The organism is Halomonas sp. I1 (assembly GCF_032334135.1).
Lineage (GTDB): Bacteria > Pseudomonadota > Gammaproteobacteria > Pseudomonadales > Halomonadaceae > Halomonas.
The window spans coordinates 42619-57262 of sequence record NZ_JAVXUS010000001.1 but is presented as its reverse complement, the minus strand read 5'-3'; the positions used below and the strand labels follow the sequence as shown (position 1 = coordinate 57262).

General features: G+C 67.2%; 14 protein-coding genes. 6 read left to right on the top strand and 8 right to left on the bottom strand.

Annotation, left to right across the window (positions count from 1 at the left end; all coding sequences use genetic code 11):
* Window positions 1–24: 24 nt before the first annotated feature.
* Genes RSO41_RS00245 through uxuA form a run of 4 tightly spaced genes read left to right on the top strand, consistent with a single transcriptional unit; the run spans window position 25 to window position 4606 of the window.
* On the top strand, window positions 25–609 hold the full coding sequence (locus RSO41_RS00245) for a TRAP transporter small permease (protein WP_315616610.1): 585 nt from the start codon (window positions 25–27) through the stop codon (window positions 607–609).
* Window positions 609–1889 (top strand): TRAP transporter large permease, encoded by a 1281-nt coding sequence (locus tag RSO41_RS00240; RefSeq protein ID WP_315616608.1) that lies wholly within the window; start codon window positions 609–611, stop codon window positions 1887–1889. Before RSO41_RS00245 ends, RSO41_RS00240 begins: the two co-directional genes overlap by 1 nt.
* A gap of 31 nt (window positions 1890–1920) precedes the next feature.
* Complete coding sequence (locus tag RSO41_RS00235) at window positions 1921–3411, top strand: mannitol dehydrogenase family protein (RefSeq protein WP_315616606.1); 1491 nt, start codon at window positions 1921–1923, stop codon at window positions 3409–3411.
* Window positions 3412–3427: 16 nt separating this feature from the next.
* Window positions 3428–4606: a mannonate dehydratase gene (gene uxuA, locus RSO41_RS00230; RefSeq protein ID WP_315616604.1), complete on the top strand. Its 1179-nt coding sequence runs from the start codon at window positions 3428–3430 to the stop codon at window positions 4604–4606.
* Window positions 4607–4693: 87 nt separating this feature from the next.
* Here the strand turns inward: uxuA and RSO41_RS00225 are convergent, their stop codons facing one another.
* The 6 genes from RSO41_RS00225 to RSO41_RS00200 all read right to left on the bottom strand — a co-directional run bounded on the left by RSO41_RS00225 (window position 4694) and on the right by RSO41_RS00200 (window position 10399).
* Window positions 4694–5401 (bottom strand): HAD-IA family hydrolase, encoded by a 708-nt coding sequence (locus RSO41_RS00225; protein ID WP_315616602.1) that lies wholly within the window; start codon window positions 5399–5401, stop codon window positions 4694–4696.
* A 107-nt stretch (window positions 5402–5508) separates the two neighbouring features.
* Window positions 5509–6471 (bottom strand): D-glycerate dehydrogenase, encoded by a 963-nt coding sequence (locus RSO41_RS00220; protein ID WP_315616600.1) that lies wholly within the window; start codon window positions 6469–6471, stop codon window positions 5509–5511.
* Entirely contained in the window at window positions 6468–7463 is a 996-nt protein-coding gene (locus tag RSO41_RS00215; protein WP_315616598.1) for a sugar kinase, read from the bottom strand. The genes RSO41_RS00220 and RSO41_RS00215 overlap by 4 nt, the downstream gene beginning before the upstream one ends.
* Window positions 7460–8521, bottom strand: coding sequence for a LacI family DNA-binding transcriptional regulator (locus tag RSO41_RS00210; protein ID WP_315616596.1), 1062 nt, complete (start codon window positions 8519–8521; stop codon window positions 7460–7462). Before RSO41_RS00210 ends, RSO41_RS00215 begins: the two co-directional genes overlap by 4 nt.
* Window positions 8522–8706: 185 nt before the next feature.
* Window positions 8707–9381 (bottom strand): HAD-IA family hydrolase, encoded by a 675-nt coding sequence (locus RSO41_RS00205; protein ID WP_315617577.1) that lies wholly within the window; start codon window positions 9379–9381, stop codon window positions 8707–8709.
* A gap of 157 nt (window positions 9382–9538) precedes the next feature.
* Complete coding sequence (locus RSO41_RS00200; RefSeq protein ID WP_315616594.1) at window positions 9539–10399, bottom strand: helix-turn-helix transcriptional regulator; 861 nt, start codon at window positions 10397–10399, stop codon at window positions 9539–9541.
* A gap of 111 nt (window positions 10400–10510) precedes the next feature.
* Between RSO41_RS00200 and RSO41_RS00195 the strand changes: the two genes are divergently transcribed.
* Window positions 10511–11707, top strand: coding sequence for an MFS transporter (locus tag RSO41_RS00195; protein ID WP_315616592.1), 1197 nt, complete (start codon window positions 10511–10513; stop codon window positions 11705–11707).
* A 71-nt stretch (window positions 11708–11778) separates the two neighbouring features.
* Window positions 11779–12228, top strand: coding sequence for a GNAT family N-acetyltransferase (locus RSO41_RS00190; protein ID WP_315616590.1), 450 nt, complete (start codon window positions 11779–11781; stop codon window positions 12226–12228).
* Between the two features lie 64 nt (window positions 12229–12292).
* Here RSO41_RS00190 and fba read toward each other — a convergent pair whose 3' ends face one another.
* Entirely contained in the window at window positions 12293–13357 is a 1065-nt protein-coding gene (gene fba, locus RSO41_RS00185; protein ID WP_315616588.1) for a class II fructose-bisphosphate aldolase, read from the bottom strand.
* Window positions 13358–13468: 111 nt separating this feature from the next.
* Window positions 13469–14638, bottom strand: coding sequence for a phosphoglycerate kinase (locus RSO41_RS00180; RefSeq protein ID WP_315616586.1), 1170 nt, complete (start codon window positions 14636–14638; stop codon window positions 13469–13471).
* Window positions 14639–14644 lie beyond the last annotated feature (6 nt).

The following is a 14644-nucleotide window of genomic DNA, read 5'->3' as shown; positions in this document are numbered from 1 at the left end:
GCCCAGGCATCTTGAGGAGGACCTATGGACCCCAACCATAAGGCGGCCGAGCAGGAGGCGCTCGAGCAGTTGGACCCTCTCGCCTCGGTTCCCACCTTTCAGGGCGCCCTGGGGCGGCTGATCGGAGGGATCGACACCCTGTTCACCGTGCTGGCCGTCACGGCCCTGGTGGCCATTGCCGGCACGGTGCTGCTGCAGATCGCGGCACGGCTCTTCCTGCCGTTCAGCGTCTCCTGGACCGAGGAGCTGTCGCGCTACCTGTTCATCTACATGGTGGCCCTGTCGGCGGGGGTGGTGCTGCGCCAGCACCGCAACGTCAGCGTGGAACTCTTCCACCACACCCTGGGACGCCGCGCCAGGGCCGCCCTTCAGACACTGATCTGCCTGCTGATCGCCGGCTTCGCCCTGATGGTGCTGCCCTACGCCTGGCAGTACGCCATGAACGGCGCCTGGCAGACCTCGCCGACACTGAAGGTTCCCATGCTCTACATCTTCTTCTCCACGGTGGTGATGTTCGCGCTGCTGCTGGTCTACGGCGCCATTGGATGCCTGGAGGGCCTCGTCGCCATCTTTCGCTCGCCTGAGCGCCCCGCATCGGAGAAGCCGTGATGGAAGTCATCATCCTGTTCAGCGCCTTCCTGGTTCTGTTGCTGATCGGCATGCCCATCGCCTTCTCCCTGGGCATCGCCTCGCTGGCCTACCTGCTGCTGGAAGGCATCTCGCTGACCGTCGTGCCGCAGCGCCTGTACGCGGGCATTGATACCTTCGTGCTGCTGTGCATTCCCGGCTTCGTGCTGGCCGGCAACCTGATGAACGTTGGCAACATCACCGAGAACATCGTGCGTTTCTCCAACGCCCTGCTCGGCCATATCCGCGGCGGGCTGGGCCTGGCCAACGTCGGCGGTTCGATGATCTTCGGTGGCATCTCCGGCACCGCCGTGGCCGACTCGGCCAGCATCGGTTCGGTGATGATCCCCGGCATGGCCAGGTCCGGCTATGACAAGCCGTTCGCCGCGGCGGTCACCGCCGCCTCCTCCACCGTGGGGCCGATCATTCCGCCCAGCGTGCCGATGATCATCGCCGGCTCGCTCTCCGGGGTCTCGGTGGGCCGCATGTTCCTCGCCGGCGCCGTCCCCGGCCTGCTGCTGGGCGTGGCGATGATGGTCACGGTGTATATCCTCGCCGTGCGGCGTGGCTACCCCAAGGAGGCCCGCGTGCCCTTCCTGCAGCTGCTGCGCGAGGCCAGGACTGCCTTCTGGGCGCTGCTGATGACGGGGATCATCCTCTACGGCATCATCGGTGGCTTCTTCACGCCCACCGAGGCCTCCATCGTCGCCAGCCTCTATGCCCTGGTGGTGGGCATGTACGTCTACAAGGGCCTCACCTGGCGCAAGCTGCCGGCGATCCTCACCGATACCGTCTTCACCTCCGCGGCGCTGCTGCTGATGGTGGGGCTGGCCAACCTCTTCGGCTGGATCCTGACCAGCGAGCAGATTCCCCAGATGATCGCCGGCCTGATCCTGACGATCAGCGAGAACCCGCTCGTCGTCATCCTGATCCTCAACCTGATCCTGCTGTTCGTCGGCGCCTTCATGGAGACCATCGCCGCGCTGATCATCCTCTTCCCGGCGCTGCTCGGCGTGGCCACCGGGGTGGGCATGGATCCGGTGAACTTCGCCGTCATGGCGGTGCTCAACCTGATGATCGGCCTGACCACCCCGCCGGTGGGCGTCTGCCTGTTCGTGGTCTCGGGCATCGGCAAGCTGCCCATGCTGACCGTGGCGCGGGCCATCCTGCCCTTCCTGGTCTGCAATCTCGCCGTGCTGCTGCTGGTGTCCTATGTGCCGGCGGTCTCGCTGTGGCTGCCCAACCTGATACTCGGCCAGTGAGCCCGTGACACCCACCGATATGGAGAACGTGATGCAGGACGTCACACGGCTGCCGGCCAGCGCCGGCAGCGACCGAATCGGCATCGTTCATCTGGGCCTCGGTGCCTTCCACCGCGCCCACCAGGCGGTCTACCTGGAGCGTTATCGCCGGCGCACGGGCGACACCGGCTGGGGCGTGAGCAGCGCCAACCTGCGTGCCAACGTGGCGTTGGTGGATGCCCTGCACGAGGCCGGCCATCGCTACCATGTGGCCGAGTACGCGGACAGCGAGCATGTCACCGTCCGCGAGATCGGTGTGATCGAGGAGACGCTGTTCACCGGCAAGGAACAGGTCGACGGCCGCGACGGCCAGGGCTCCTGGGGACGCGACCGCGAGACGCTGCTGGCGCGTCTCGCCTCGCCCGAGACGCGGATCGTGACCCTGACGGTGACCGAGAAGGGCTACTTCCTGAGCCCGGCTAGTGGCGAGCTGCTTGTCGACGATCCGCTGATCGCCGCGGATATCGCCGATCCCGAGTCCCCGTGCACGGCCCCGGGGCTGCTGGTCGAGGGTCTGGCGCGCCGCCGGGCGGCGGGGCTGGCGCCGTTCACGGTGCTCAGCTGCGACAACATGCCCGACAACGGCAAGCGCACCCGCAATGCCGTGATTCAGTTGGCCGAGCGACGCAACGCCGCGCTGGCGACCTGGATCGAGCAGGAGGTGGCCTTCCCGTGCAGCATGGTCGATCGCATCGTGCCGGCCATGACCGAGGCCGACGTTGCGCGCCTGGCCGAGCTCGGCATCGAGGACGCCAACGCCGTGGTCGGTGAAGCCTTCAGCCAATGGGTGGTCGAGGACGACTTCCCCCTGGGGCGTCCCGACTGGGAGGTGGACGGCGTGGAGATGGTTGCCGACGTGGCGCCCTTCGAGACCATGAAGCTGCGCATGCTCAACGGCAGCCACTCGCTGCTTGCCTACCTGGGGGCCCTGGACGGCATCGAGACGGTGTTCGAGGCGGTCAGCCGCAATGACCTGGTGGCCCTGTTGCGTCGCTACATGCTCGAGGAGGCCGCCCCGACCCTGGCCATGCCCGAGGATACCGACCTCGCCGCCTATGCCGAGCAGTTGCTCGAGCGCTTCGCCAACGACAGCCTGCGTCATCGACTGCAGCAGATCGCCATGGATGGTTCACAGAAGCTGCCCCAGCGCTGGCTTCACGGCGCCCAGGCATGCCTGGCGGCCGGCGGCAAGGTGCCCTGCACCGCGCTCGGCGTGGCGGCCTGGATTCGCTACACGGCCGGCGACGACCTGGCCGGCCGATCCCATCCGGTGGACGATCCGCTGGCCAGTCACCTGGCGGGCCTCCACGCGCGCCACGGCGACGATGTCGACGCCCTGGTGCGAGCTTTCCTGGCCGTCGACGATGTCTTCCCGCGGGCGCTGGCGGCCGAGCCGCGCTTCGCCGAGGCGGTCGCCACTGCCTACACCACCCTGACACGACAGGGGCTCGCCGGGGCGCTGGCCGCCCTCGCGCGGGCCTGACCGAGAGGATCCTCCCATGGAACATACCTGGCGCTGGTTCGGCCCCGCCGACCCCATCACCCTCGACGAGATCCGCCAGACCGGGGCCACCGGCATCGTCACCGCGCTGCACGAGATTCCCAATGGCGAGGTCTGGCCGGTCGAGGCCATCGGCGCGCGCAAGCGCATGATCGAGGCGGCCGGCCTCTCATGGTCGGTGGTGGAGAGCGTGCCGGTGCACGAGGCCATCAAGCAGGGCCTGCCGGGACGCGACGCCTATATCGCCGCCTATCAGCAGACGCTGCGCCACCTGGCGGCCTGCGGCATCGACACCGTCTGCTACAACTTCATGCCGGTGCTCGACTGGACGCGCACCGACCTGGCCTGGCGCCTGCCGGACGGCGGCCTGGCGCTGCGCTTCGACCAGACCGCCTTCGCCGCCTTCGACCTCTACCTGCTGGCGCGCCCCGGCGCCGAGGCCGAGTACAGCGACGCTGACAAGGCCAAGGCCCGGGACTATCTCGATGGCCTCGATGACGCCGGTCGCGAGCGGCTGGTGAATACCGTCATCGCCGGACTGCCCGGCGCCGAGGAGCACTACACCCTGGCGCGGTTCCGCGAGGTGATCGCCGACTATGCCAAGATCGACGCCGAGCGGCTGCGCGAGCACCTGGGGGATTTCCTGGCCGCCATCGTCCCGGTGGCCGAGGAGGTGGGCGTGCGCCTGGCGATCCATCCCGACGACCCGCCCCGTCCGCTGCTCGGCCTGCCGCGGGTGGTGTCCGGCCCCGAGGATGCCCGGTGGATCCTCGATGCCGTGCCCAGCCCGGCCAACGGCCTGACGCTGTGCACCGGTTCCTACGGTGTCAGTGCCGATATCGATCTGGTGGCGATGGCCGAACGCTTCGGTCCGCACATCCACTTCGCTCATCTACGTTCGACCCGGCGCGAGGCCTCGGACCTGCGCTCCTTCCACGAGGCCCATCATCTGGACGGTGATGTGGACATGGTCGGTGTCGTCCAGGCGCTGGTCGCCGAGGAGCGCCGCCGCGAGCGCGAAGGTGGTCCCCGGCTGCCGCTGCGTCCCGACCACGGCCACCACATCCTCGACGACCAGCACCGCGACACCGCCCCGGGGTACCCGCTCTACGGTCGGCTCAAGGGACTGGCCGAGCTGCGCGGCGTGGAGCGGGCAGTGCGCGCGCTGACCACCTGAGCCGGTAGGCACTACCGAGGCACGACGCCCCCGCCGGTGCGACCGGCGGGGGCGTCGTCGATTGGCGGGGTAGGGAGGGCAGCCCGCTCAGACTGGCTGCGGCACCTTGGTGGCCAGCTCGGCGATCACCGCCGGCAGCTCGCTGGCGTGGCCGATGGCGATGGCGCCCTCGGGGGTGGCTTCCTCGTCGGGGAAGTGGTTGAGGTGGATGACCCGCATGCCGGCGGCCAGCCCGGCTTCCACGCCTACCGCGGCATCGTCGATCACCACGCAGCGCTCGGGTGGATACCCCATGGCTTCGGCCGCCTTGAGGTAGAGGCCCGGGTCGGGTTTCCAGACTCCCAGGGTATAGGCGCTGAACAGGTGCTCGCCAAAGTGATGTGCCAGGCCGGTACTGGCCATGGCGCAGCGGATCTTGCTGTCGGGCCCGTTGGAGACGACGGCCCTGGGGTGGTCGGCCAGGGCGTCGAGGGCCTCGGGGATGCCGTCGATGGCGATGAGCTCTTCGCTCATGCGTGACTGCATGCGGGTGCGCATGCAGGTCTCCAGGCGTGCCAGGCTGTCTTCGCTGAGGCGGCCGTGGCGATGCTGCTGGGTGGCGACGATATCGTGGAAGCGAACGCCCCGGAAGGCCTCCATGTACTGACGGGCGGTGAAGGGGAGCCCGTGCTCGGGCAGGACGTCGCCCATGACCTCGGCCAGCAGGATCTCGCTGTCGACCAGGGTGCCGTCGGAGTCGAACAGCAGGCAGAGAGGAGCCGAAGGGGAGGGAGCGGAAGGCGAGGACGCGGACATTGGGGCCTCGTGGGTCGGTCGTGGATGGAGCGCCGCCGCCTAGTCTACCCGGCCGGGCGGCGCGATGCAGGTGCCATCAGTGCCGTTCGCCCCTCAGATATGCCACATCATTCATTGACCGGGCTGGGCGGTCGCTCGCCGTTCAGGGCGGCGAGAATATTGGCGACCGCGCGGTCGGCCATGGCGGTGCGCGTCTCGTGGGTCGCCGAGCCGATGTGGGGCAGGGCCACGACGTTGGCCATGTGCGGCAGCGGCGAGTCCGTCGGCAGCGGTTCCCGCTCGAAGACGTCGAGGCCGGCGGCGTGCGGGGTGCCCGTGCGGAGGGCCTCGATCAGCGCCGTCTCATCGACCACCTTGCCGCGAGCGACGTTGACGAAGATCGCCGAGGGTTTCATCAGGGCGAACTCGCGGGCGCCGAACAGGTGCTGTGTGTCAGCGGTGAGGGGCACGGTGACGCAGACGATGTCGGCCTCGGCGAGCAGCTCATCGAGGTCGCGGCGCTGCGCGCCCAGTTCGTCTTCCAGCGCCGGCTTGGGTGAAGCGTTGGAGTAGAGAATGGGCATGCCGAAGCCCAGGGCGCCGCGTCGCGCGATGGCGGCGCCGATGCGACCGAAGCCGACCATGCCGAGTGTCTTGCCGTGCACGTCGGTGCCGAACCATTCCTTGCCGATGCTTTCGCGCCATTCGCCGCGCTGCACCATCCCGGCCAGCTCCACGGCCCGGCGCGCTGTGGCCATGATCAGCAGAAAGCCGGTGTCGGCGGTGGTCTCGGTCAGCACGTCGGGGGTATTGCACAGCAGGATGCTGCGCCGGGTCAGCTCGTCCACCGGGTAGTTGTCGTAGCCCACCGAGATGCTGGCGATGGCCTCGAGATGTGGTGCCTGGTCGAGCAGCGTCGGGGTGATCGGCAGGCTGGCGCCGACCAGGCCATGCGCCTGGGCCAAGGCGTCAAGGAAGGCCGGGTCCTCGGTGCTGGTGACCTCCGGCAGATAGTCGACATGAAAGTCGCGCTCCAGTCGTGCGAGCTGATCCTCGTCGAGGGAGCGGTATACCAGGATACGCTTGGTCATGGGGAGTTCCTCCGGGCGGTGTCGTCGAGAGCGGCCTCGAGGCGTTCGAGTCGGTCGCGATGGGGCAGGCCTTCCATGTCGCCGGAGACCTGCACGGCCTCGGCACCGATCAGGCAGCCGCGCTGCAAGGCCCGACGTGGCGAAACGCCATCCAGCAGGGCGCTGATCACGCCGACCGCGAAGCCGTCGCCGGCGCCGACGGTATCGACCACCTCGGCCACCGCAATGCCGGGCACGCTGAAGGCCTGCTCCTCGCCGCCGAGGCGGCCGCGATAGTAGCCGCCTTCCGGGCCGAGCTTGAGAAAGACCGCCTCGGCGCCCCGGTCGAGATAGAAACCGGCGATGTCGTGGGGCGTTTCCTGGCCCGTCAGCAACTGGCCCTCGGCGAGCCCCGGCATGACCCAGTCGGTGTGGGCGGCCAGGTCGTTGAGGGTCTCGCGCATCTCGCGTTCGCTGGACCAGAGGCTGGGGCGCAGATTGGGATCGAAGGACAGGCTGGCGCCATGTCGGCGTGCCTCGCCGAGCAGGTGCCGGGAGAGCTCGCGGCAACTCGTCGAGAGCGCCGGCGGGATGCCGGTGGCGTGGAGGTGTTGCAAGGCCGAGAAGTCGACATCGTCGGCATCGGCCGGAGAAAGCTGGCTGGCAGCGCTGCCCAGCCGACGATATTCGACGCGCGGATCGGCGCCATCCTGCGCACGTTCCTTGAAGACCAGGCCGGTGGCGTGGTCGGTATCGGTGAACAGATGGCGGCAGTCCAGCCCCTCGTGCTCGAGGGTGGCTCGCAGATAACGACCGAAGCTGTCGTCACCGACGCGACTCAGCCAGCCGACATGAAAGCCCAGGCGGGCCAGGCCGATGGCGACGTTGGTGTCGGCGCCGGCAATGCGTCGCCGAAATCGCTCCACCTCGGCCAGGTCACCGGTCGTCTCGGCCACGAACAGGGTCATGGCCTCGCCGAAGGAGAGAAGCGCTGGGGAGGGTGCTGTGGTCATGGTCGTGTCTCGTCGGAAGTGGTATCGAGGCCTTCGGTGCCGGAGCGGCAGGTCGAGGCTCGAGGCATCAGGGTCGGCGTGAAGCGCTCATGGCGTGGCTCAGGCGTGGCCCGTTCGGCCTGACGGGCGCGCAGTCGATCGACGGCCGCCTGGCCGATGGCGTCGGTCGGCTGGGCCAGTGTGGTGATGCCGGGGGTGACCAGCTGGCACCAGTCGAGCTCGTCGATTCCCATCAGGCCGATGTCGCCGAGCGGTACCCGGCGAGCCTGGAGGGCACGGGTTACCGCCAGGGTGACCTGGCCGTTGCCGCACAGAATGGCGGCGGGATGCCCGTCCGAGGTATCGAGAAAGGCGCTTACCCCATGATCGAGGCCGGTCGTGTCGTCGAGCTCGAGGCTCAGGACCTCGCCCTCGAGTCCATGCGATGCGTGGTTCGCCTCGAAGCGTGCCATCCGCGCCTGGCGTGAACTGGCCCTGGCCGGGGGTTCGGTGACGAACAGTACTCGGCGGTAGCCCCGCTCGGTCAGGTGATCGAGGGCCATGTCGATGGCCCGGTCGTTGTCGAGCCCGACCTCGTCGGCGTCGATGCCTTCGAGGGAGCGGTCGAGCAGCACCAGGGGCAGGCCATCGCCGGCGAGTTCGGCGAGGGCATCGCCGTGGCGGCCGGCGGCGTTCACGATCAGCCCCTCGATCCGGTAGGACGTCAGCAGCGACAGGTTTCGGCGCTCCAGCGTCGGGTCGTTGTCGGTGTTGCAGACCATCAATGACAATCCTTGTCGCCGACAGGCCTGCTCGACACCGTGCATCACTGCCACCGAAAAGGGATTGCGGATATCGGCGACCAGCATGCCGACCAGGCCCGAAGGGCCACCCTTGAGGCCTCGGGCCATGGGGTTGGGCTGGTAGCCGAGGCGCTCGGCAGCCTGGACAATCCGCTGCTGCATGCTGGCGGAGAGACGCTCACGCTCACCGCTGTAGTAGCGGGAGACGCTGGTCTTCGAGACGCCGGCGTCGCGGGCGACTTCCAGAATGGTGGCGGGGCGAGACGTCACGGGCATGGCGCTTCCATATCGAATGGGAACGTTCCCATCGTAGGCAGCACGCTTCTCGCACCGCAAGGACATCGGGGATAGACAAAGGTCGAAAGGCGAGCCAACCCGTTGATCAAGGAGGAAATATGGCGCTTCCAGCGAGCAGGCGTGGTGCGATGCGGGCTATCTTCGGTGGTCTGGTCCCGGGCCGGTCAGTTCGCCATGGCCTGCGCCTGGGTCAGGCGTGAGATGACGGTGGGCAGCTGGAACATGCTGGTGATGGCGATGGCGCCCTCGGGCGTTTCCTCGACGTCCGGGAAACGATTCAGGTGGATCACCGTCATGCCGGCGGCCAGCGCTGCCTGGACGCCGACGATGGAGTCGTCGATGGCCACGCAATCCGCCGCGGCGAAGCCCATCAGGCTGGCGGCGTGGAGATAGAGGCAGGGGTCGGGCTTCCAGCATTGCGCATCGTAGGCGCTGAACAGGTGGTCGCCGAAGAGTTCGTCCAGCCCGGTGGCTTGCAGGGAAGTGCGGATCTTGCTCTCCGGCCCGTTGGAGACCACGCCCATGGGAATGCCGGAGAGTGTCGCCAGGGCTTCGGTGGCGCCCTCGATCGAGGTGAGGTCGGTGGCCAGGCGCCGGTTGAGGTTGGCGCGCATTTCGCGTTCGAGTGGCTCCAGGCGGTGCGCATCCACGGTGCCGTGGCGCCGCTCGAGCTCGGCGACGATGTGTCGGAAGCGTGCGCCGCGAAACTCGCCGATGTAGTCACTGGCCTGGAAGGGCAGGCCCACGGCGTTGAGGCTGGTCGCCATCTCGTCGGCCAACAGGGGTTCGCTGTCGACCAGGGTGCCATCGCAATCGAAGAGCAGGCAGAGAGGGCGCATTGTCACCGAGCCTCATTGGGGTGTTGGAAAGTGAACATGCTGTCTTACAGGATAAGGCGATGCTCACCCTTTATTAAAGACCATCCGGCGCGCTTTGTGAACAGTGTTTTTCAACTGTTCATCATCGTTGCACTGGGTGTCGCCGGTTCGCGAAACGTTAATGCCCTTCGTTGGCGCGCGGTATTTTCAGCCAATCATGGAATCTCTCGTGTCCGGGAGGCGACTCGCAGGCCGCGTAGTAGACCAGGCGCAGATGGCGATCCTCATCCAGGGTGAGAGTCATGTGTTCGAAATCGAGCGTGCCGATGTCCGGGATGAACAATGAGCGGCGGCCGAGACAAGGGCCGTGGATATCCTGCTGTCGCCACCATGTCTTGAAGTCCGGCGCGACGTCTTCCAGCTCCTGGACCAGTTGCTCGATATCACTGTCCTCGGGGGCACTGGCGTAGTCTTGACGAAAGCTGGACACCAGGCGTGGGGCTTGCTGCTCCCAGGCATCGAAGAGTCGGCGGGTGGCGTCGTCGACGAACAGCATCCAGAGCAGGTTACGTCGTTCCAGTGGCTGAGCCGAGAAGGCGAATACACGATCGGCGGCAGCGTTCCAGGCCAGCACATCCCACCGAAGATTGAGCACATAGGCGGGACGGTGCGACAGGTCGTCGAGCAGCCGTTGAGCCAGGTCGGGCATGCTGCACCAGGTCCGCTTGCTCTCGGTCGGTGGGCGTTGGTGGACGAGCAGGTACAGGTGGCGGCGTTCGGCGGCGTCCAGTCGCAATACGCGGGCGAGGCTATCCAGAAAGCCCGTGGAAACACCGATGTCGCGCCCTTGTTCCAGCCAGGTGTACCAGGTCACCCCGACGCCGGCCAACGCCGCGACTTCTTCTCGTCTCAGGCCTGGAGTGCGACGGCGGCTGCCGCGTGGCAGCCCCAGTGTTTCCGGTGACAGGCGTTCCCGGCGACTCTTCAGGAAGTCTGACAGTTCGGGGCGGGTGCGTGCCAAGCTGCGTGATGCGCCCATTCGGGTACTCGAAGTAATAGAATAATTGGTTAAATTGTAACCCTATAAACAAGCTCGGACCATAGCTCCTCCCATGAGGCCAAGAGCCTCGGAACCAAGGAGGAGTGATACATGCTGCACCGAGAACTATCGACGGCCGTGCTGGTCGCCGTCGGCGCCTTTGCCCTGGGGATGGCGTCCTACGCCACGGCGGGCTTGCTTCCCATGATCGCGACCGAATTGTCGGTTTCCGTGTCGTTGGCGGCCCAGCTGGTAACGGCCTTCACCCTGGCCTACGGACTGGGGTCGCCGCTCCTGGTGGCGGTCTTGCCGGCCCATCGACAACGCGCCGGGCTGCTTGGCGCCTTGGCGGTATTCGTGACCGCCAATGTCGCCAGTGCGCTGGCGGGAGGAATCGTGACCCTGGTCGCGTTGCGGGCCGTGGCTGGCGTTGGCGCCGGTGTCTATCTGGCCTTGGGCATTGCGGCGTCGGCGAGTCTGGTCGGAGAGCAGCGGCGGGGCCAAGCCATTGCCATCGTCATGGGGGGCATGGCCAGCGGGACCGTGCTGGGGGTGCCGGTGAGCCTGTTGTTGGCGGAGCGCCTGGGCTGGCAGGCCGCTTTCTGGCTGATCGCCATGCTGGGTGGGCTGACCCTGCTCGGCATGTTGTGGCGCCTGCCGCCGCTGCCCGAGACACCGGCGGTCTCCATGCGAAGCAAGCTGGCGGTCATGGCGGAGAGGCGTGTCGTCGCCATATTGGGTGTTTCGCTGCTCGCCGCCATCGCGAGTCTGGGGATGTACACCTTCATTGCCCCCTTCGTCGCGGCCTATGCCGAGGGGGAAGCGGTCTCGGTCACTCCCTATCTCTGGGTCTGGGGCATCGGTGGGGTGGCCGGTAGCTTTCTGGTCGGTACCGTCGTGGATCGAGTGAGGGGGCCCAGGGTCACGCTTGGCATCATGCTGCTGCTGACGTTATCGCTGCTTCTGCTGCCGTTGCTGGCACCGTATCGGCTGGCGCTGACGATGCTGCCGCTTGTCGTCTGGGGCGCCGTCGGCTGGGCGCTTCAAGTGCCGCAGAACGATGAGCTGTTCAAGGCGCGACGCACGGCCGGCGACGGCCACCTGGCGATCGCGCTGAACGAGTCGGCTCTGTACCTGGGCAGTGCCATCGGCTCGGCCGCCGGTGGGTTGATGCTCGCCATGCAGTGGCCGGTCTGGGGACTGGCCGCCGGAGCCGCCGCCGTCGCGGCACTCGGGGCGGTGTTGCAAGGCGTCCTGGTGATTCAGGAAGGACGGTGTGACGGGGAGGTCGACACGCCCATCGCCTGAGCCGGCCCCGCGACTTGCCGGCGTGACGAGTGGTTGGCACTGTCGGATTTTTCCTCCGAGTGGAGCTCGATATGTCGACGTTCTCCCGTGTTGCCCCGGATGCGGTGCCCATGCCGTTGTTGCTACTGGCGGATCCGTCCGAGGCTCACATTGTCACCTACCTCGAGGGAGCCCTGTGCTATCTGGCCAAGGATGAGGGGCTGGCGGTTGGCGCTTGCGCCCTCAACATCAATTGCACGGGCGTGCTGGAGCTGTTCAACATCGCCGTGGCGACCGAGGTACAGGCAAAGGGCCTTGGCACGGCGCTGCTCGAACACGTCATTGCCGATGTCCGGGCGCAGGGCTATGAGCGCATCGAACTCGGTACCGGCACCTTCGGACATCAACTGGCCTTCTACCAGCGTGTCGGCTTCCGGGTCGAGGCGGTGATCAAGGATCACTTTCTTGACCACTACGACGAACCGATCCATGAACAGGGCATTCAACACAAGGACATGCTGCGTCTGGGGTTGACGCTGTAGCATCGAGACAAAGAGGGACGGCGCCAAGGCCGTCCCTCTTTGTGTGCCGGTCACATCGGCTGGCTTACTTCACCCGCGGGTCCAGTTCGCCGCGCTCGTAGCGCAGGAACATCTCTTCGAGGTTGATCGGTTTGATCTTCGAGGCGTTGCCGGCGGTGCCGAAGGCTTCGTAGCGGGCCTTGCAGACCTCCTTCATGGCCGCGGTGCTGACCTTGAGGAATTTGCGCGGGTCGAACTCGGCCGGGTTCTCGGCCAGGAAGCGACGCACCGCGCCGGTGGAGGCCAGGCGCAGGTCGGTGTCGATGTTGACCTTGCGCACGCCGTGCTTGATGCCCTCGACGATCTCCTCGACCGGTACACCGTAGGTTTCGGGGATCTGCCCGCCGAACTCGTTGATCACTTCGAGCCACTCCTGAGGCACCGAGGAGGAGCCGTGCATCACCAGATGAGTCTCCGGGATGCGGGCATGGATCTCCTTGATGCGCTGGATGGAGAGGGTGTCACCGGTGGGCGGACGGGTGAACTTGTAGGCGCCGTGGCTAGTGCCGATGGCGATGGCCAGGGCGTCCACGTGGGTGGCCTTGACGAATTCGGCGGCTTCTTCGGGATCGGTGAGCAGCTGGTCATGGTCGAGCTTGCCCTCGGCGCCCACGCCGTCTTCCTCGCCGGCCATGCCGGTTTCCAGGCTGCCCAGGCAGCCCAGCTCGCCCTCGACGGACACGCCGCAGGCGTGGGCCATCTCGACGGTACGCCGGGTGACGTCGACGTTATAGTCGTAGCTGGCCGGGGTCTTGCCATCCTCGCCCAGCGAGCCGTCCATCATTACCGAGGAGAAGCCGAGCTGGATGGAGCGCTGGCAAACGGCGGGGCTGGTGCCGTGATCCTGGTGCATGGCCACCGGGATGTGCGGGAACTCCTCGACGGCAGCCAGGATCAGGTGCCGCAGGAAGGGCGCGCCGGCGTACTTGCGGGCGCCGGCGGAGGCCTGGACGATCACCGGGGAGTCGGTCTCGTCGGCGGCCTCCATGATGGCGCGCATCTGTTCGAGGTTGTTGACGTTGAAGGCCGGGACGCCGTAGCCGTGTTCGGCGGCGTGGTCCAGCATCTGGCGCATGCTGATCAGTGCCATGTTTCGTACCTGTCTAGCGTGATGGCGCCGCCCTCGGGGGCGGCGCTTCCTTTGAGTGTGGCTCGACGGCGTCCGAAGACGTGGCCGGGCGAGCGGGGGCCGCGTAGTCTATCAGGCCTTGTCGGCTGCCGCTTCCAGAGCGGATACGGCCGGCAGGGTCTTGCCCTCGACGTATTCGAGGAAGGCGCCGCCGCCGGTGGAGATATAGGAGACCCGCTCGGCGATGCCGTACTTGTCGATGGCCGCCAGGGTGTCGCCGCCGCCGGCGATGGAGAAGGCCTCGCTCTCGGCGATGGCCTGCGACAGCGCCTCGGTGCCGTGGCCGAACTGGTCGATTTCGAACACGCCCACCGGACCGTTCCACAGGATGGTGCCGTCGGCCTTGAGTTGTGCAGCGAGGCGTCCGGCGGTGTCGGGGCCGATGTCGAGGATCATCTCGTCATCGCCCACCTGGTCGACCGGCTTGGTCACGGCGGTGGCGCTTTCCGAGAACTCGGTGGCGACCACCACGTCGCTGGGCAGCGGGATCTCGACCTTGGCCATCAGCGCCTTGGCCTGGTCGATCAGGTCGGCCTCGTGCAGTGACTTGCCGACGTTGTAACCGGCTGCGGCGATGAAGGTGTTGGCGATGCCGCCGCCAACGATGATCCGGTCGCATTTCTCGGATAGTGCGGTGAGCACCTCGAGCTTGGTGGACACCTTGGAGCCGCCGACGATGGCGGTCATCGGGCGGGCCGGGGTGGCCAGGGCCTTTTCCAGGGCCTCGAGTTCCTGCGCCAGCAGCGGGCCAGCACAGGCCTCGGGGGCGAAGCGGGCCACGCCATGGGTGGAGGCCTGGGCGCGGTGAGCCGTGCCGAAGGCGTCCATCACGTAGACGTCACACAGCGCGGCGTACTGCCTGGCCAGCGCCTCGTCGTCCTTCTTCTCGCCGCGGTTGAAGCGCACGTTTTCGAGCAGCGCGACCTCGCCCTCGACGAGTTCGATCTGGCCGTCGAGGTAGTCCTTGACCAGGCCCACCCGGCGCTCGAGCAGTTCACCGAGGTGGTCGGCCACCGGGGCCAGGGAGAATTCCTCGGCGGGTTCGCCTTCGGTGGGGCGGCCCAGGTGGCTCATCAGCATCACCCGGGCGCCTGCCTCGAGCGCCGCCTGGATGGTCGGCAGGGCCGCCCGCAGGCGGGCATCGCTGGTCACCTTGCCGTGCTTGACGGGCACGTTCAGGTCCTCGCGGATCAGCACGCGCTTGCCGCGGAGGTCGAGGTCGGTCATCTTGCGCACGTTCATGGAAGC